The sequence below is a fragment of the Nitrospirota bacterium genome (assembly GCA_040755395.1).
Lineage (GTDB): Bacteria > Nitrospirota > Nitrospiria > Nitrospirales > Nitrospiraceae > DATLZU01.
Genome location: JBFMAX010000005.1, coordinates 49164 through 67420, shown reverse-complemented (window position 1 = coordinate 67420; position 18257 = coordinate 49164). Strand labels below are relative to the sequence as shown.

The 18257-nt window shown below is 60.2% G+C and carries 13 protein-coding genes and 1 tRNA gene; 11 read left to right on the top strand and 3 right to left on the bottom strand.

What is annotated here, in order from left to right; genetic code table 11:
- Positions 1–94: 94 nt before the first annotated feature.
- Positions 95–2704, bottom strand: coding sequence for an ATP-dependent chaperone ClpB (gene clpB, locus AB1555_09900; GenBank protein MEW6247010.1), 2610 nt, complete (start codon positions 2702–2704; stop codon positions 95–97).
- A 116-nt stretch (positions 2705–2820) separates the two neighbouring features.
- Complete coding sequence (locus AB1555_09895) at positions 2821–3036, bottom strand: hypothetical protein (protein MEW6247009.1); 216 nt, start codon at positions 3034–3036, stop codon at positions 2821–2823.
- 103 nt (positions 3037–3139) lie between these two features.
- Between AB1555_09895 and AB1555_09890 the strand changes: the two genes are divergently transcribed.
- From AB1555_09890 to AB1555_09870, 5 genes are all read left to right on the top strand, one after another.
- Positions 3140–3982: an SDR family oxidoreductase gene (locus AB1555_09890; protein MEW6247008.1), complete on the top strand. Its 843-nt coding sequence runs from the start codon at positions 3140–3142 to the stop codon at positions 3980–3982.
- A gap of 18 nt (positions 3983–4000) precedes the next feature.
- The gene (locus tag AB1555_09885; protein ID MEW6247007.1) at positions 4001–4819 is read left to right on the top strand and encodes a hypothetical protein; all 819 of its coding nucleotides are present in this window, start codon (positions 4001–4003) and stop codon (positions 4817–4819) included.
- Between the two features lie 351 nt (positions 4820–5170).
- Positions 5171–6646 carry an ATP-binding protein gene (locus tag AB1555_09880; protein MEW6247006.1) on the top strand — a complete coding sequence of 492 codons (1476 nt, stop codon included), beginning with the start codon at positions 5171–5173 and terminating at the stop codon, positions 6644–6646.
- Positions 6643–7428 (top strand): hypothetical protein, encoded by a 786-nt coding sequence (locus AB1555_09875; protein MEW6247005.1) that lies wholly within the window; start codon positions 6643–6645, stop codon positions 7426–7428. Before AB1555_09880 ends, AB1555_09875 begins: the two co-directional genes overlap by 4 nt.
- An 8-nt stretch (positions 7429–7436) precedes the next feature.
- Positions 7437–8849 (top strand): sigma-54 dependent transcriptional regulator, encoded by a 1413-nt coding sequence (locus AB1555_09870; GenBank protein MEW6247004.1) that lies wholly within the window; start codon positions 7437–7439, stop codon positions 8847–8849.
- 238 nt (positions 8850–9087) lie between these two features.
- Here the strand turns inward: AB1555_09870 and AB1555_09865 are convergent.
- A tRNA-Thr gene (locus tag AB1555_09865) sits at positions 9088–9163 on the bottom strand.
- A gap of 1525 nt (positions 9164–10688) precedes the next feature.
- Here AB1555_09865 and AB1555_09860 point away from each other — a divergent pair.
- The 6 genes from AB1555_09860 to flgC all read left to right on the top strand — a co-directional run bounded on the left by AB1555_09860 (position 10689) and on the right by flgC (position 18255).
- The gene (locus AB1555_09860) at positions 10689–12101 is read left to right on the top strand and encodes a sigma-54 dependent transcriptional regulator (GenBank protein ID MEW6247003.1); all 1413 of its coding nucleotides are present in this window, start codon (positions 10689–10691) and stop codon (positions 12099–12101) included.
- 379 nt (positions 12102–12480) lie between these two features.
- The gene (locus AB1555_09855) at positions 12481–14436 is read left to right on the top strand and encodes a tetratricopeptide repeat protein (GenBank protein ID MEW6247002.1); all 1956 of its coding nucleotides are present in this window, start codon (positions 12481–12483) and stop codon (positions 14434–14436) included.
- Between the two features lie 4 nt (positions 14437–14440).
- Positions 14441–15703 (top strand): ATP-binding protein, encoded by a 1263-nt coding sequence (locus tag AB1555_09850; GenBank protein ID MEW6247001.1) that lies wholly within the window; start codon positions 14441–14443, stop codon positions 15701–15703.
- A gap of 26 nt (positions 15704–15729) precedes the next feature.
- Complete coding sequence (locus AB1555_09845; protein MEW6247000.1) at positions 15730–17148, top strand: sigma-54 dependent transcriptional regulator; 1419 nt, start codon at positions 15730–15732, stop codon at positions 17146–17148.
- 225 nt (positions 17149–17373) lie between these two features.
- Complete coding sequence (gene flgB / locus AB1555_09840) at positions 17374–17781, top strand: flagellar basal body rod protein FlgB (protein ID MEW6246999.1); 408 nt, start codon at positions 17374–17376, stop codon at positions 17779–17781.
- 27 nt (positions 17782–17808) lie between these two features.
- Positions 17809–18255 carry a flagellar basal body rod protein FlgC gene (gene flgC / locus AB1555_09835; GenBank protein ID MEW6246998.1) on the top strand — a complete coding sequence of 149 codons (447 nt, stop codon included), beginning with the start codon at positions 17809–17811 and terminating at the stop codon, positions 18253–18255.
- Positions 18256–18257 lie beyond the last annotated feature (2 nt).

Sequence of the window (18257 nt, the reverse complement as noted above, 5' to 3'; positions counted from 1 at the left end):
CTGCCGCTCGCCCGGTCAAGCCCTCTGCGCCCGCCGACTCTTCTCTGAAACCTTCCAGGTTCTTACGCCGGACAGTTCCTTAGGATGTTCTCTCTTAAGCATCGACCCGGTTCGCCTCGAGGGTCGGAATGATCACGATCTGTCCCTCCTTGAGATCGACGGAGGCCGTATCCCCGTCCCGCAATTCTCCCTTGACCAATTGGCGGGCCAAGGGGGTCTCGATTTCCTGCTGGATGAGGCGCTTCAGCGGCCGGGCTCCGTACACCGGATCGTACCCCCGTTTCCCGATGCTCGCCAGAGCGGCCGGCGTGAGGACGAGCGAGATCCGCCGCTCGGCCAAGCGCTCGCGCAACCGGCCCAATTGGATGTCCACGATCTTGACCAGATGTTCCTCCGTCAGCGGGTGGAACACGACGACCTCATCCACGCGGTTTAAGAATTCCGGCCGGAAGTGTCGGCGCAGCTCGTTCATGACGAGCGCGCGCATCTGTTCGTAAGAGCCTCCGGTCTGTTGGGATTCGAGGATATGAGGACTGCCGATGTTCGAAGTCATGATGAGCACCGTGTTTTTGAAATCCACGGTTCGGCCCTGTGAATCGGTCAGCCGGCCGTCGTCGAGCACCTGCAGGAGGATGTTGAAAACATCGTGGTGCGCTTTTTCGATCTCATCGAACAGAATCACGGAGAACGGACGCCTCCGGACGGCCTCCGTCAATTGACCGCCCTCTTCGTAGCCGACGTAGCCGGGGGGCGCGCCGATCAGGCGCGCGACCGTATGCTTCTCCATGTACTCCGACATATCGATGCGGATGAGGTTGGCCTCATCGTCGAACAAGGTCGCCGCCAGTGCGCGGGCCAGCTCGGTTTTCCCGACCCCGGTCGGACCGAGAAACAGGAATGACCCGATCGGGCGGTTGGGGTCCTTGATCCCTGATCGCGCCCGCAGAACCGCATCGGCCACCGCACGAACAGCTTCGTCCTGTCCCACGACGCGTCGATGCAGAAGCTCCTCCAGCTTGAGTAACTTGTCCATCTCGCCTTCCATCAACCGACTGACGGGGATGCCGGTCCACCGGCTGACGACCTCGGCGATGTCGTCCTCGTCGACTTCTTCCTTCAGCAGGCGGCTCTCGCCCTGCTTCTTGGTCAACCCTTGCTCCTCCAACGCCAGCTCGCGCTCCAACCGAGGCAGTTCGCCGTACCTCAATTCGGCGACACGATTCAGATCGTAGGCCCGTTCCGCCTGCTCGATCTGCTGCTTGACCTCTTCGATCTGCTGACGAATCTTGCGCAACCGCGCCACGGAGGCCTTTTCGGATTCCCATCGCGCCTTCAGCGCCTGCAGATCACGGTTCAGTTCCGCCAGTTCTTTCTCCAACGCGTCGAGACGGGCCTTGCTGCCGGGGTCCTGCTCTTTGCGGAGGGCCTCCCGCTCGATCTCCAGTTGCATGACTTTGCGGGAGACTTCGTCGAGTTCGGCCGGCAGGCTGTCGATCTCCGTGCGCAGCCGCGCCGCCGCTTCGTCCACCAGGTCGATGGCTTTGTCGGGGAGGAACCGGTCGGAAATGTAACGGTGAGACAGCTTGGCTGCGGCGACCAATGCCGCGTCCTTGATCCGCACGCCATGGTGAACTTCGTAACGCTCCTTGAGCCCTCGAAGAATGGAGATGGTGTCCTCGACGGACGGTTGATCGACCATCACCGTCTGGAACCGCCGTTCCAGCGCCGCATCCTTCTCGATATGCTTCCGGTATTCGTCCAGCGTCGTCGCGCCGATCAGGTGGAGCTCGCCGCGTGCGAGCATGGGTTTCAGCAGGTTCGCGGCGTCCATCGCTCCTTCGGCGGCCCCGGCGCCGACGACGGTGTGCAGTTCGTCGATGAACAGGAGGATCTGGCCCTGAGCCGCCTGAATCTCCTTCAACACCGCCTTCAACCGCTCCTCGAATTCGCCTCGGAATTTCGCGCCGGCCACCAGGGCGCCCATGTCCAGGACGATCAAGCGCTTGTGTTTGAGCCCTTCGGGCACGTCGCCTTTCACGATCCGCTGCGCCAAGCCTTCCACGATCGCCGTTTTGCCGACGCCTGGCTCGCCGATCAGCACAGGATTGTTCTTGGTACGACGGGAGAGGATCTGGATCACGCGGCGGATTTCATCGTCTCGGCCGATCACCGGATCGAGCTTCCCTTGGCCGGCCAGCCTGGTGAGGTCGCGTCCGTACTTCTCGAGGGCTTGGTAGGTGCCTTCAGGATCTTGGCTGGTGACGCGCTGGTTGCCTCGGACTTTTTGAAGCGCGGGCAGGAGCCGGTCGCGCGTCAGGCCTACCCGTCGGAGGATGCCGCCTTCCTCGGCCATCGCGAGGAGGACGTGCTCGACGCTGAGGTAGTCGTCCCGCAGCGCCTTCATTTCCTCTTCCGCCCGCGTCAGGACTTGGCCCAACCGGGCGGTGAGGTGAATCTGTCCCGGCCCGGATCCCGGTCCTTGGACCTGCGGGATCTTCGAGAGAGCCTGCTCGACGGCGGCCTTCACCGCCGAGACGGCGACTCCGGCGGACTCCAGCAGCGTGCCGGCGATGCCGCCTTCCTGCTCCAGCAGCGCCAGCAAGACATGTTCGACGTCGACGCCTTGATGGCTTCTCCGCATGGCATGGCCCGAGGCGGCTTGTAACGCTTCCTGCAACTTGATGGTCATGCGATTCATATCCATCGAAACGCTCCTTGGCGGCTGAGCCGCCGATGTCGCCTATGAACAAGCAGTAATCACGGCACAGGGCAAGTCAATATGCGGGTGTGTCGTGTTTCTTTATGGGACCGCGCGGCAGACTAGCGCGAAAACCCTTCCACACTTCCTGAAAGCCGTTCTTCAAGGCGATGAAGCCGGCGCTCGATCCGACGGACTTTCCACGCCGTGAGCGAAATAAGGAGCAGCGAGAGCAAGGCAAGACCGGCTACAAGGGCCAGACCGCTCATCATTTCGTGCGGCATCAGCAGCGCGATGCCTGTCTCGCCCGCATGTCCTGCGAAAGCTGGATCGATCATGGTGTACTCTCCCGTCGCTGTGGTGGATGATCGAAAATAAGGCGGTCGCTTCGCCACACTGTACTCGGACCGACAGGTTTCGTCGAGAGTCTCGGCGGCCGACTTGACCGCCGCCGACCATCCAGACTATTGTCCGGTTGTGATCGGTCATGGGCATCATTCTAGGGCGCAGGACGGGCGGCCGTTTGCGGTGGTGACCGGTTCATCGCGCGGGATCGGCGCCGCGTACGCTCATGCGCTGGCGTCGAAGGGATACGATCTGCTCCTGGTCGCTCGCGATCAAGAAGCGCTGGACCGGCTCAGAGTCGAACTCAGCGCCTACGCCGTGTCGGTGAGCCACGAACTGATCGATCTCAGCGAGCCAGAAGCCGCGCACCGGCTGTATGTCGCCGCGTGTCAATTTCGCGGGCTCCCCGACTTGCTGGTGAATAACGCTGGTTTCGGGTTGTTCGGAGAATTCGCCGAGATGCCGATGGCGAGAATTCAGCAGATGCTGCGATTGCACGTCAATACGGTCGTCGAGAGTATGCGGTTGTTCCTGCCCGGCATGGTGGAGCGTCGCTCAGGCGCTATCGTGAACGTCGCCTCCATCGCCGGATTGTTCGCCGTGCCGCATATGGCCGAATATGCCGCGACCAAAGCGTTTCTGATCAATTTCTCCCAGGCCCTGGATGAGGAAGTCCGCCGGTCCGGCGTGCGCATACAGGTCTGCTGCCCTGGATCGACCGATACGGAGTTTCACCGCACCGCGGGATTCCGTCCCCGAAACCCGTTCGGCTCCCAGCGTCCGGAAAAAGTCGTCCGCGCGTCTCTCTCGGCCCTGAAGCAGGGTCCCTCGCTGGTCACCGTGGGTGTGAGCGGGGTCCTCCTGGCTCTGGTGAGCCGCTGTGTCCCCCGGCGTGTCCTGATTCGAGGGGCGGGCCGATGGATGAAGTCACCCGTCTAACCCGGCGATTGCGAACCCGTGCCGATGTCGGAGCTGCTCTTCGCCACGCTCAGTCTTTATAAGGACGCGTTACGCGGGACGATCATCTCGCTCGCCAGAGGGTGGGTCACCGTGCCGGCGATGGTGGCGTTCGCCGCGTTGATGCTGTTCGCAACCAAGTTGGCGGCGCCGCTGGGTATCGCGGGAGGATTCATGTTGGGCGCGGTGAACGCGTTGCTGATCGGGGCGATGCTGAGTCTGATCGAACAGGCGGTCCTGAGCGCGCGGCGCCTTGAGCTTCGGGATATTCTCGGGAGTTTCGGACAGTATTTTTGGGATGTGATCAGTGTCGGGTTTGTCCTCTGGGTCCCGATCATGTTGCTGGACACGGGACTGACGGCCAACCCCAACGGGGCCTTTCTGGCCACCGCCGTGTTTCTCTTGCTGTTCATTCTGTTGAATCCCACGCCCGAAGTGATCTATCAGGTCAGACACAGTTCTCCCTTGGATGTGCTCAAAACGAGCTATGAGTTCGTCATTGAGAACTGGATCGAGTGGTTTCTGCCTCTGGCGGTCGTCCTGGCGCCGTTAGGCTTGTCCTTCTTCTTCGGTCTCTCGAGTGTGCTGGGGAGAGGAGCGGGACTGGATTTGTTTCAGATGCTGGCTCTTCCGTTTACGCTCTTGACGGCCTGGCTGGCTTATCTCGGTCTGCCCGAAGGCGCCAGCACGTTGCTAGTTTTCATCCTGACTCCACCGCTGGCAATCGCAATCATGTTCTTCCGCGGGCACCTCTTCGCCTCTCTGTACGGCTCTTCCCGTCGACAGCGTCTTTTCAAACGTCGATTCGGCTCTCCCTAGATGTATCGACTTCTTCTTTCATCCGCTGATTCGCCTTCTGAACCCGTCCAGTGACGGGCAACGTTTTTGCTTTATTTTAGTTCTAATGACCTGCAGTCGCTGCCTCAGAACTTTTCCACGCCCTCTCCGTTATCTGATTGTTTTGCCAAAGCAATTCACCCATATCCGCCGGCTTTGTGTCTTGGAAAAAGTGAAGGTTCCAGTATCCAGGGGTGGATGGTCCATTCAGTGTGTATGCTTCGAACAATAAAACTGATTGTTATTCAATAAAAAATAATGTATGGATTTGCCTACATCGATGAAAGCGCTTCCTCCACTACGATTTTGACCACCAAGAGCAAGAGATTGTCAGTGGCCGGTGTTTCGATTTTCTGGCGATTGGTTCTCACCTCCCTGGTTATTATTGCCGTCATGGTAGGAGTGAATCTCTATGCGCTTCTTCAGCTTCGGCAGTTGACCGTCTTGAGCACGGAAATGGTATCGCTTCACTATCCCGCGATTGAAACGACCAAACGGTTGCTTACCTCTCTCTACAGCCAGATTCAAAGCGAGAAAAAATATTTCGCCGTCCGCGATGCGACGTTTCTTCACAACTTTCACGAAGAGGCTGAAGAGTTCGCGCGGCTGCTCCGAACCTTGTTGACTCAAGAGACATCCCCACAGGGACAGCAACTCTTGAAGGACACTGAACGTCTTCAAAAAGAGCGACTGGCTTTGTTCACTTCGGAGGCGGAACAGACCGCGAACGGTTCCAAAGAGGTTCTGGCGGTGTACGAAAATCGGCGCGATGCCTTGACCGATCGCATGACCTCGACCCTGCAAGGCTATATCGGCTTGCACGAAGCGCGGATCAGCGTTGGTGTCAGTCAATCGCGTGCCAGTTCGGCGCGTGCGGAGGCGGTGACCGAGCAACTCGCCCTGGTTGCGTTGCTGTTCGGTCTCGGATTGGCGGGCATCGCCAGTTACAGCATCTTGCGCCCGCTCCGGCGTCTCCAGAGCCACATTAAGGAAATCGGGCAGGGGAATTTCGGCACGCCTTTGCAAATCGTCGTGCCGAGCGATCTGCGGGAACTGGTCGATACGGTCAATTGGGTGGGGAAGAAGCTCCAGCAGTTGGACGACATGAAGTCCGAATTCCTGGCCCACGTGTCGCACGAGTTGCGAACACCCATGGCATCGATTCAAGAGGGCACGCAATTGCTCCTGGACGAAATTCCCGGGCCGTTGGCGCAAGAGCAGCGGACGACCTTGCGCATCATGTCGGACAGCAGCCGCCGCCTCATTCATCTGATTTCGACGATTTTGGATTTGTCCAAGATGGAAGCCGGGATGATGGAATACCGGATCGTCCCGACCGATTTGAAACGGGTGGCTGAAATTTCCATCAACAAGGTTCGGCTGTTGGCCGATGCGAAGCACATCCAGTTGCTCATGGAAGTCCCATCAGATCGAGTCTGGGTCAAAGCGGATTTTGCCAGGATCGAGCAGGTGCTCGACAATCTGCTTTCCAACGCGTTGAAGTTCAGCCCGGAAGGCGGCGTGGTCAAGCTTCTGATGGAGCCCGATCCCAACACGGGTGTACTGCTGGTGACGGTCGCAGATGGGGGACCGGGGATCGCAGCCGAGGATCTTCCGCATATCTTCGAACGCTTTTACCAGGGACGGACGAAGGGCAAGCACGTTTCTCCCGGCAGCGGACTGGGCCTGGCGCTGGCGAAGAAGGTGGTCGAAGCCCACGGCGGGCGTATTTGGATTGAAAGCGAAGTGGGCAAAGGGACGACGGTGCGATTCACGCTGCGTCTCACCAAACCCGGAGGAGCGACATGAGGAGGTGCTCTCGGCCTCTGAACGGGATCGGCGCCGCGCTTCTGCTGATTGGACTGTGGGGCTGCGCAATGCTCGCCGATACGCCCTTGCCTTCCACGCCGTTCTTTACGGCCGAACAGGGCGATGCGAAGATGTTCCAGGCCGTCGCGCGAAAGCAGGAGGCGCTGGCGAACAAATGCGTGGAGCACAACGCGTGCGATCACGTGTACTTCACACGGGCGTTGGTCGCGCTGTTTGAGAGCCGAGAAGCCGCGGCGAAGTACTTCCACAAGGTCATCGCGGTGGCTCCCAAAAGCCGTCAGGCGGCGTCAAGCGCGCTCTGGATCCGACTTCTTCAGGAGACTCCGAATCCTGTCGACCAGTCCTGGGTCAAGTCGGTGTTGACCGCGCCGTCTCTGGTGGAACACAACGCGGCGCTGGCCCAGACGGCCGAGCGCCTGGTGCGGGACTTGTTGGACCGGGAAGTGGCGATCCAACAGCTTCTGGTCATGAAGGAAGCGGACACCTCGTCCGTCGAATCGCTCCAACGGGAACTGAGCGAACGCGACCGTAGAATGGAGGCGATGATCAATAAGCGCGACATCCCGAAGCTCGGCGGCGCAGATACGCTGACGCTTCAAACGCTTCAGCGCCAGATCAACGAACGGGACAAGAAGATCGAAGAACTCACCAATCAACTCGAGGCGCTCAAACGTATCGACCAGGAAATGAGAGAAAAAACCAGACCCATCAGGCCCCCGACGAGCGTGTTGCCGGCGCCGGGGACCGACACACGTCCGTAGGGGAGCGTATGGAACACGAACGTATTCTTGTCATCGACGACGACGAAGGATTGTTGCATCTCCTGAAGATGCGGCTCTCCGCAATGGGGTTCCACGTGACGCCCTGCACCACCGGTCAGGAAGCCGTCGCCGCCGCGCGGAAAGATGTCTACGATTTGGCCATCACCGACCTGCGGTTGAGAGGCGAGGATGGTCTCGATGTGGCGGAAGAACTGCTTCGGATTCACCCGGGCCTGCCGGTGCTGATTCTGACGGCGCACGGTAGCATTCCGAACGCCGTCGAAGCCATGCAGCGCGGCGCATGTGGGTACCTCACCAAACCGTTCGACGACAAGGATCTCCGGGCGACCATCGACAAGGCGCTGTCGCAGCAACGTATGAGTAGAGAGATCCAGCGGCTCAAGTCGCTGGTCAAGGAACTGTACGGCCTCGAGAACGTGGTGGCGCGGAGCGCCGCCATGCAGCGGCTCTTCCAGCAGGTGGCCCAAGTGGCGGACTCGGATGCGACGATCTGTCTCTTCGGCGAGACGGGGACAGGCAAGGAGGTGCTGGCTCGGGTGATTCATACGAACAGCCGGCGCGCCCGCGGGCCGTTCGTCGCCCTCAATTGCGCGGCCATTCCGGAGACCCTGTTCGAAAGCGAGCTATTCGGGCACGTCCGCGGCGCCTTCACCAACGCGCACGGACCCAAGCGCGGGCTGTTTCAGAGCGCGAACGGCGGCACGTTGTTTCTCGACGAGATCGGCGAGATGCCGCTGTCCATGCAGGTCAAGCTGCTGCGGGCGGTGCAGGAGCGAGAGGTGAAGGAGGTCGGGGCCGACTATTCGACCAAGGTCGATGTGAGAATCATCGCGGCGACGAACAAAGATCTCGGAGAGGCGGTGAAGGCGGGGACGTTCCGGAACGATTTGTATTATCGGATCCAGGTCGTCCCGCTTACGATTCCGCCGTTGCGCGAGCGGCGCGATGACATTCCGATCCTAGCGCAGCACTTCCTGAAGCAGAGCACGCAGCGGATGAATAAAGACATCCGTGGATTCACGCCGGCCGCTATGCAGAAACTGATGCTGTATCCCTGGCCGGGAAATGTGCGCGAGTTGGAAAACGCGATCGAGAAAGCGGTGGTCATGTCCCAACAAGACATGATTACCCCGGATTTGCTTCCGTCCGTGAGCGTCTCGGGCGACGCGCCGTTGAAGCCGCTGACCGAGGCAAAGGAGGATTTCGAGCGCAACTACCTGAAGCAGGTTCTGCAGTTGACCGGAGGGAACATTTCCCGCGCCGCCCAGTTTGCCGGCCGATATCGAGCCGATTTTTACAAGATGCTCAAGAAATACGGCCTCCATCCCGCCAACACCAAGAGCAAGCCCGAAGTCGAGTTGGAGGATACCGAAGAAGAAGGCAATCTCACCCAGGCGTAGTCGATACCCGCGCACCTCTGGAATTACAGCCCGACGAACTAGCGTCTTGCCGTTTCTCCAGCTTCTCTGTCGGTCTGCGCAAGCAAACAGAACGACTGGAAGGGTCTCTCCCGCCGCCGAGAACAACGAGAAAGGCTCCGGGTCGAGCGAGAGAAGAGGAAAGAGCGCTGGAGGAGTTTCTCCGGCGGCGCAAGTTCCATAAAACGATAAAGAGCCGCCGGTCGGGTCAAGCAAGGTATGGAGCTGGCGAGAGGACTCGAACCTCCAACCGGCGGTTTACAAAACCGCTGCTCTGCCGATTGAGCTACGCCAGCTTCCAAACGACGAACAACGAATTAAGCTTCCATTGGTGGGGTAAGCTCCAAAGCCAACGAAGCCAAGGTGTGAAAAGCGTTGGGCAATGGGGCCAACGTTTCGACTGCTTGCGTCTTCGCCCACATTCTACTTCTCCTAGAACGGCCGTTCGACTCGATTCGACGAAGCTCTTCTCGATGCAATGGGGTCCGACGCGTGGCGTCTTGGCAGTGTGGTCACGAACCGTCATGAATACATGAATCATGTGGAATAGTAGACAGGGGAAAATGGCCATAGTGTTCCACCATGCTCAGCGCTTCCAGCCGCCCAGTTCCTGGAGCGCGGGGAGATCAGTGTTGGCGGTGCATCCGCGTGCGTCCATTCTTAGCGCGGGCGGCTTCCATGGTCAAGAACCTCGCGCGCAAATTCAGTGCGCCGTGAGGTGAAAGGCATTGAGTGTCTTGCAGGGGCCAGTCTAGTCTGGGGAGTCGCTTGCCTGTGCTCCGGCAGACAGGTCGGGACATTCCAGTAGCTACCCAGACGGCCGGAAGGGGAACCGACTGGTCAAAGCTCTGGGGACCCTGACCCACCCAGGGGTGGGCGAGCCAAGCCGACCGGTCTGCCTGTCCGCGCCCGGCGGGCGTGCGGGGACGCGCGGGCAGCCGGGCCTGGTACCATGGCTCCGGGTCTGCAATGGGGTCCGATGCTTGGCGACTCTCGGGTACCCGTTGCTCGGGGCGCCCATTGCTCTGCCCACTGCAATGAGCTAAAACAATGGGTGCGGTGCGACGAACCGTCATGAAGAATGCGCGACGAGGTCGTAGGCCGCCTGCATCCGCATCCATGTCTCCGCACCGCCGCCGAACGCGTTGTTCAACCGCATTGACATCACAATCCCTCTGAGATGTGTCAAGCGTCTGTTGACGCTTGACGCCGCAGTGATCGGATCGTCCCGCATCAACCTTCTTGGTGGCCCACTCCGGGACCCCAGTCGAGCAGTTAGATCTGAGACAAAGAAAGGAGTCCGGGAGTCTTTGTTGACCTTCGGCGGCGGAGAGCGACAGCGGGAAACCGCATAGACCGAGGCCGGGGTCTCCCGGAGATTCGAACCCATCTCAACATCGGTTACCGATGGGGGTTGCGCGTGCTATGAGGTGTATAAATCACGAAACAATTCTCATTTCGCCAGAAAAGGCTCTCAAAGCTCTGAACTTGGCGGATCTGACTTTCATCAAAATGGGACTGTTTCAATTTTGAGCTTGGGTGCCGGGTCTATCACCATCGAGGACTCTCGAGGAACACCGGAAGATCGGGGGCGCTGCGCAAAAGCACGGAAAAGTTGCCAACTCTGGCAACCGGTTTTAGAATCTGTCGGGCAAGCGACGAACTGTGCCTCCCGGACAATGAGTCGATTCAGGTTCCCTTTTCGAATCGTGCTCGTTCCCTATCCAATTTCTTTGGCGATCGGCGTCGTTCGGCGCCAGCCGTCAAAAGAAGCGAACATGCATCGTCTCGCGTTTGTGATCAAGTAGGCGGAGGAATGTCATGAGTCAACCCCATGTTCTCGTTGTCGATGACGACCCGGCGGTCGTAGATGTCTTGAGCGAAACACTCGTGGCCGAAGGATACCAGGTCACGACCGTTGCCGACGGCCAGACGGCGATTCAAGTCGTCAAGGATACACCTGTACAGGTCGTAGTCACCGATCTGCAGATGCCGGGTATGGACGGGCTGGAGGTTTTGGAGCGGCTCTCACGAATCGACGCAAAGATCGTCGCGATCATGATGACCGGTTACGGCACCATCGATTACGCCGTGCGGGCAATGAAAGCCGGCGCGTTCGATTTCATCACGAAACCGTTCGAGTGCGACGCGGTTGCGGCGGTGGTCGGGAAGGCGATCGAATTTCAGCGCCTCCGTCAAGAGAATCGCCTGCTGCGCAAGGCAGTCCGCGATCAATACCGTTTCGAAAACTTGATCGGCGCCAGCGAGGCGATGCGCGGCGTGTTGGATTTTGTGGAGAGGGTGGCCGACAGCGATAGCACCGTGCTCATTATGGGAGAAAGCGGGACGGGGAAGGAATTGGTCGCCAGGATGTTGCACTTTAACAGTTACCGCCGGGGGCGTCCGCTCGTGCCCGTGAACTGTGGGGCGATACCCGAGAATCTGTTGGAATCAGAGTTGTTCGGCCATGAAAAGGGGGCGTTCACCGGGGCAGCTTACACCAGAATGGGGCGGTTCGAATTGGCACACGGCGGGACCATCTTTCTTGATGAAATCGCGGAGATGCCTGTTTCCCTGCAGGCGAAGCTGCTGCGCGTGTTGCAGGAGCGGTGTTTTGAACGTGTCGGCGGAACCAAGACCATTACGGTGGACGTCCGTGTCATCGCCGCAACCAATCAGGATCTGGAGCAGGCGGTCCAGGAGAAGAAGTTCCGGCATGATTTGTACTACCGTCTGAACGTGATTCCTGTCCACATTCCTCCGCTGCGCGAGCGGCGAAGCGACATTCCGTCGCTCGTCAATCATTTCATTCACCGGTTCAACCAGGTCAAGCAGACCTCGATTCAAGGGATTGAGCCGGAAGCGCTAGCGCAGTTGGCGGCCTACGACTGGCCGGGAAATATCAGAGAACTGGAAAACCTGATCGAGCGACTCGTGGTACTGAAGAAGTCGGGGACGATCGGCTTCGCCGACCTGCCGGAAAAAATCGCGCGACAAGCGCCCAGTCGATCCGCGCAGAGTGAGAGGTTCATTCACTTTGGCGAACGGGGCATCAACCTGGCCAAGGAACTCGAGCAATACGAGAATCGGCTGATCGTCGAAGCCTTGCGCCAGGCTAACGGGATCACCAGTAAGGCTGCTCAACTGTTGCACCTCAATCGGACGACGCTGGTGGAAAAGCTGAAGCGGAAAGGATTCGATCCCAAGACTCAGGCCTATTCGTTTCAGAACTGAGTCTGTCTCCTCCGCCGTTCTCTCCGATGCTGGTGTCAACTCTTTGACCCTCCGGCGTGCATTCTGACAGATTTGTTGACGCCGGATCTAGCCGGTCAGAGCCCGCCACCTATTTGATAAATCCATCTTGCGAAATTCTGGCCTATGAAAAAGGGCATAGAACTTGCTCACTGTTTCGCACGTGCTAAATCGAGCCATCACTATCGCGCGCTGCGTGGCCGTTGGCGTGCTGCTGTTCGGGAGCCTCGGTCTAGGAGCTCACGCCGGAGAGCCGGGCCGCTCGGCCACGTCAATGCAGCAAACTGTCTCGACCACGTCATCGCGTCTTTACGAGGCGCTCTTTCCTCTGCCGGACGACGGACCTCGCTACAATCATGCTTTGGCACAAGAGGCGAGCGCCGCGTTCCAATACGGGGTCCAAGCGTTTCAGGAACGTGACTACGCCGCTGCCGTGCGATATTTTCAGAATGCCGTCAAGCAACAGCCGAACAGTCCGGTGGCCCAGGCTGCGTTGGCCTTCCTCGCCGACGCGACCGCGCTGGCTGGCCGGACGGACGCCAGTCGATCTGAAGCCATCAACGTGTATCGCGTGCTGATTCGCGATTATCCCGGGACGCCGAATGCGGTGCGCGCGGAGTGGCGAGTCGGCGATCTGTACAACGAACTCGGATGGCACCACGAAGCCCTCGCCACGTACGAGCGCGCGGCGGCTCACGCACAGTCCGGCTATGACGCCGATCGCGCTCTGCTCGGACAGGGCGTCACGTTCATGGCGCTCGAAAAATGGCGCGAAGCCGAGCAGGCGCTCGACACTCTGCGCCGGCGGACGGCAGACGAGGGCATCGTCATGCGCGCGACCCTGGGGACGGCGACCGCGCTCTACCAGCAGGGGCGCATCCAGGAGGCGCAGCCGCTGTTCGACTTCTGCTATCGCCGCTGGCCAGCGTTCGTCAAACGGGATCCCGGTTCCTTGCTGCGCTTTGCTTCCACGTTGTTCGAAACCGGCAGGCTCCATCTGGCTAGGCACATCTATAGCACGTTCTACAACCTCTATCCGCGCCATGCTGATGCTCCGTCCGCGCTCGTTTCGATAGGGGATACGTTCCAGAAGTCCGGGCTCCGGCACCAGGCGGAAATCTTTTACACATCAGCCCTGACCTTGTATCCCGGCACGCCGACCGAACCGCTTGCAAAGCTGCGATTGGTCCAGCTCGGATTGGAAGCGGTTGCCGACGCCGAGGGCAACCTGCTGCGACTGACCGTCGAGAGCGCGATGCGTGGGGAGCCGGCGCCGTACCTCGATCCCGCGGAGCAGCGGGAGACCCTTCGTACGATTGCGGCCCGGTATGCGGACAACGTCCTGGCAAGCGAAGCGCTGTTTCGCTTGGGCGAGCATTACGAATCCGCCGGAGACCGGATGCAGGCGATTCAGGCGTATCAGGATGTCACAAAGCGGTCGGGACGCATCGAAGGCGATCCCTGGCCGGAGACCGCCGCATCGCGGATCGCAACCATTCTTCGCCCTTGGATGGAAGCAGCCTTCAAAGCAGGAGATGACCTCACGGCCGTGACGTTGTTCCATCGACATGGGGCGCTTGCCGATCGGGTCTATCTGGGACAGGAGTTGCTCCTGAACGTGGCGGATGCCCACCGACGCCTCGGATTCACAGCCCAGGCCACCCGTCTGTACCAAACCATCCTTCGTGAGCCGAAAGGGAGGCCGTTTCTTGAACAGGCGCTGATCGGACTGGGCCGGACGTATCTCGCGCAGCATGATCCCGCCGCGGCTCGAAAAGTGTTCGAGCGATACCGGCTCCAATTCCCGGTGGGACGATCCACACCCGAGGCGCTGGGGCTCCTGGTGAAAGCGATGCGACAACAGGGCGATCGGAGTGGGGCCATCCGGGTGTGTCGCCGATGGCTGCGTCTGTACGAGCGCCATCCTGATCGGCCGGACATGCTGATTCTCCTCGCCAGGACGTTGGCGGAGGCGGGGAAATCCGATGAGGCGCTCCTTGTATACGAAGAAGCCTGGCGGACGGGATCTTTCCGAGACGCGGCCGCATTACTCGAATTCGGGGACTTGCTCGCGAAGGTGCAACAATACGACCGTGCCGTCGGGCTGTACCGGCAGGTCTTGGCGGCAAGGCCGCGGCCTGATCAGGCGCAGTGGGCACGGCTGCAACTGGGGCGAATCCAGCTCATGCAAAAGAACTATCGCGAAGCTGAATCGCTGTTCAAGCAGGTCGGCGCCGTGGACGATCCGCTCATGCGGCGAGTGTCGACGACCCTGCTGCAACAGATCCGTCCTCGAGTTCAGAAGAAAGGAAGGTGAAGCGATGCCGGCCGGTTCATTGCCTGCAGCCGGGGAACGAGAGTTATTGCAGGACGCCTTTCGCAGCTTCGACGTAGCGGCCGCGACTCTTCAGGAATCCTATCGTGCCCTGTTGCTCCGACTGGAACGGCTCGATCTGGAACTGGCCGAAAGCAACGAGGCGCTGCGTCGCAATTTGCGCGAAAACGAAGAAATGCGAAACCATCTGTCGGCCATTCTGGAGTCTTTGGCGACCGGCGTCATCGTGACGGATCAACAAGGGGTGATCACGCGATGCAACCGCGCCGCCGAGCGCCTCAGCGGAATGGCGCAGGCCGACATGCTCGGGCAGCCGCTGGCTACATTCCTGCGCCAAGCCGGTCTGGATGGTAATGAGTATCCTGTCACCGCCCGCAGCGGCGCGCTTCTCACGATCACGCGGACCCCCATGATGAACCAGGAAGGTGTGTCGACCGGCAGCCTCCTGCTGTTGCAGGACATCACCGCGGTCAGACGGTTAGAGGAACGCCTGCAGCGTCGAGACCGGCTGGCCGCGATGGGGGAGATGGTGGGGCGCATCGCGCATGAGCTCAGGAACCCCTTGGGCAGCGTCGAGCTGTTCGCCTCGATGTTGCGCAGAGAGCTCAAAGCCACGCCGGACCTTCAAGTCTATGCCGAGCACATTTCCTCAGCCGTCCATGCGATGAATCGGCTGCTGTCGAATCTCTTGCTGTACACCAAACCGAACTGTCCACGGGCGAGCTGGCAGGGGAGCGAATCCCTCGTGCGCGAGGCCTTAACGCTCGCTGCTCACGGAACGGCCCGAGCCGGAGTCGTGACACAAGTCTCAGTGGATCCCCGGACCCCGCGGCTCTGGTGCGATGCGCTTCAGATGAAGCAGGTCCTGGTGAACCTAATCCTTAATGCCGTTCAGGTCATGCGATATGGAGGAACCCTTAGGATCAGGGTGGGTCTCGATGAAGAACGGATCTTGGGCATCCCAGGTGTCCGGGTGACCGTGTCAGATACCGGAGACGGCATTCCGCCCGAACATCGGTCGCGTATCTTCGATCCGTTCTTTACGACGAAGGATGAGGGAACCGGACTCGGATTGGCGATCGTTCATGCCATCGTGGAGGCGCATCGGGGGCGGATCGACGTGGAGAGCACAGTCGGGTGCGGGACCACCTTTACAATCGTCTTGCCTATGGGACCGTCTGCGGACGACTCCTCGCCGGGCCGGAGTGTGTGTAAGGGAAGGGGTGATGCACCCAGAGCATCTGGATAGACAGCGGAAAGGGAGGGACTCTGAGCATGAACGGAACGGCCTTCGAACGTTCGTCGAGCGGCCAGCCGGCCGAAACCAGAACCGTCGCGATCGTCGACGATGAGCCGTCCATGCGGACCGCTCTTTCGGAAACGGTGCGGCGGTTCGGGTATGATGTGGTGGCGGCGACCGATGGCCAGGAGGCGCTCGACCGAGTGCTCGCGAGTAAGCCATGGCTCGTCTTGACTGATCTCAAAATGCCCAGACTCGGCGGCATCGAACTCGTTCAGGAAATCAAGAAGCGTTCCCCCCAGACCAAAGTCGTGTTGATGACCGCCTATGCGACCGTCGAAACGGCGGTGGAAGCCATGAAATGCGGTGCGAGCGACTACATTCTGAAACCGTTTTCGACGGATCTGCTGGAGCGGGTCATTGCCAACCTGGAGGTTGCACAGGAACAAGGCGCGGAGGCGCCAATCCCGTCGCCGGGACAGCCGATCCTCACCCGGGACCCCGGCATGATCCGCCTGTTGAGCACGGTGGAAGCTGTAGCGGCCAGCCAAGCGACGGTGCTGATCTCGGGCGAGAGCGGAACGGGCAAGGAATTGCTGGCGCGGTTCATCCACAGCCGGAGCCCGCGTGCGCACCGACCGTTTATCGCCGTGAATTGCGCAGCCCTCCCGGACGGCTTGCTGGAAAGCGAGCTGTTCGGCCATGAGCGCGGAGCTTTCACCGGCGCGCTCGTCCGCAAGATGGGCAAGTTCGAAATGGCTCACACCGGCACCTTGCTCTTGGATGAGATCAGCGAGATGGCGCTTGGCCTTCAAGCCAAGCTGCTGCGGGTTCTCCAGGAGCGCGAAGTCGATCGAGTAGGTGGACGCGAGCCGGTCCGGGTCAACATCCGCGTGATCGCGACTACCAACCGCTCGCTGTATCGGGAAGTCGAGCAAGGGCGGTTCCGTGAGGATCTCTACTATCGCTTGAACGTGTTTCCCGTTACACTCCCCCCGCTGCGCGAGCGGCCGGCTGATATTCCCATGTTGGCGAGACATTTCGCCAAGGCGGCAGCGGCCCGCAACGGGCTTCACGCCCCGATCATCTCCGATGCGGCTCTGTCGGTCCTGCAGGGGCGCCCCTGGAAGGGGAACGTGCGGGAATTGGAGAACGTGATGGAACGTGCGGTTCTGCTGGCTCGGAACGGGACGATCGGTCTCGAGCATGTGTCCGAGGACTCGACCCCTCTAACCATTCAGGTCGGTGAACCGTCCGGCGTTCCCGAGGGCTCGACGCAGTGCCGGGGCAGCCTCTGGGAGATGGAACGGGAGCTGATCTTCAAGACCCTGGCCCGCGTCAAGGACAACCGAACTCACGCGGCGAAAGAGTTGGGAATCAGCATCCGCACGCTCAGGAACAAACTTCGGGAATACCGTCAGTGCGGCGGGCAGGTTGTGAGTGAGCGAACCTGAGTCCTTGGCAAGAACATTGCTCAATAGACGGAATCGGAACAATGTTCGCGCACACTGGGCAAAATCGTTCCAGTGCGAACTGCTGCGCGCGGTCTCAGACAGGCCAGTAGAGACAGGGGGGAACCGGTGATCGGTTCCTGCGAGTTCTACGGTATTTGGCTTGCATAATCGGATGGAAGCCGTTGGCCGGTTCGTTAAGCCAAGACAGGGAACGGAGTCAACCCCATGACGATCTTCGACAAAACGATGGATCTGATCGAGCGGACACTCGATCTCCGGGGCGCCCGTCATCGGGTGATCGCCTCCAACGTCGCCAATGAGGAAACTCCCGGATACCGGGCGAAAGACCTCCATTTCCAGGATGCCTTGGCCGCCGCGGCGCGGGGGCGGTTGCCGGTCACACTGGCTGTGACCCACGCCAGCCACATCGGGCCGCAGGGCGATGGGTTGTCGCGGGTGACAGGTCGGCTAGCGGAAGTTCCGTCGGGTGACCTGCCATTGGACGCCAACTCCGTGAATCTTGAATTGGAGATGGCGAAGCTCTCCGACAACGCGATGCACTACAACACCGCTGCGACTATTCTGGCACAACGGTTTCGGCAACTCATGAGTGCGATCAGGGACGCGAGATAACTTTGGCCCATCCAGGAGGTGTGGACGATGGACATAACCGACAGCATCGCTGTATCGGTCTCCGCGCTGGAAGCCCAGCGGAGGAGGCTCAACGTGATCGCGAGTAATCTGGCGAACGCCCATTCGACCCGCACGCCACAGGGCGGTCCCTATCGGCGACGGGACGTGGTGTTTCAGGCCGTGCCGATCGCCGGTCCCTTTCAACGGGCTTTGCGCCAGGCTGCCGGGCCGACTGCCCATGCGCTCGATGGCGTCAAAGTGGCGAGGGTGGTCGTGGACCCGAAGCCGGGCCAGACGATCTATGATCCCAAGCATCCGGATGCAGACGAAAAGGGCTTTGTGCAGCTCCCGAACGTCAACGTCATGGAGGAAATGGTCAACATGATTGGAGCGTCGAGGGCCTACGAAGCCAATGTCCAGGCGATCAATGCGGCCCGGTCCATGTGGAATCGGGCGCTCGACATCGGGAAGTAACC

What these genes read in the sequence shown, in the direction of transcription:
- flgB (MEW6246999.1), top strand. Translation starts at nt 17,374, where the DNA reads ATGACGATCTTCGACAAAACGATGGATCTGATCGAGCGGACACTCGAT.
- AB1555_09850 (MEW6247001.1), top strand. Translation starts at nt 14,441, where the DNA reads ATGCCGGCCGGTTCATTGCCTGCAGCCGGGGAACGAGAGTTATTGCAG.
- AB1555_09860 (MEW6247003.1), top strand. Translation starts at nt 10,689, where the DNA reads ATGAGTCAACCCCATGTTCTCGTTGTCGATGACGACCCGGCGGTCGTA.
- flgC (MEW6246998.1), top strand. Translation starts at nt 17,809, where the DNA reads ATGGACATAACCGACAGCATCGCTGTATCGGTCTCCGCGCTGGAAGCC.
- AB1555_09895 (MEW6247009.1), bottom strand. Translation starts at nt 3,036, where the DNA reads ATGATCGATCCAGCTTTCGCAGGACATGCGGGCGAGACAGGCATCGCG.
- AB1555_09875 (MEW6247005.1), top strand. Translation starts at nt 6,643, where the DNA reads ATGAGGAGGTGCTCTCGGCCTCTGAACGGGATCGGCGCCGCGCTTCTG.
- clpB (MEW6247010.1), bottom strand. Translation starts at nt 2,704, where the DNA reads ATGGATATGAATCGCATGACCATCAAGTTGCAGGAAGCGTTACAAGCC.
- AB1555_09845 (MEW6247000.1), top strand. Translation starts at nt 15,730, where the DNA reads ATGAACGGAACGGCCTTCGAACGTTCGTCGAGCGGCCAGCCGGCCGAA.
- AB1555_09870 (MEW6247004.1), top strand. Translation starts at nt 7,437, where the DNA reads ATGGAACACGAACGTATTCTTGTCATCGACGACGACGAAGGATTGTTG.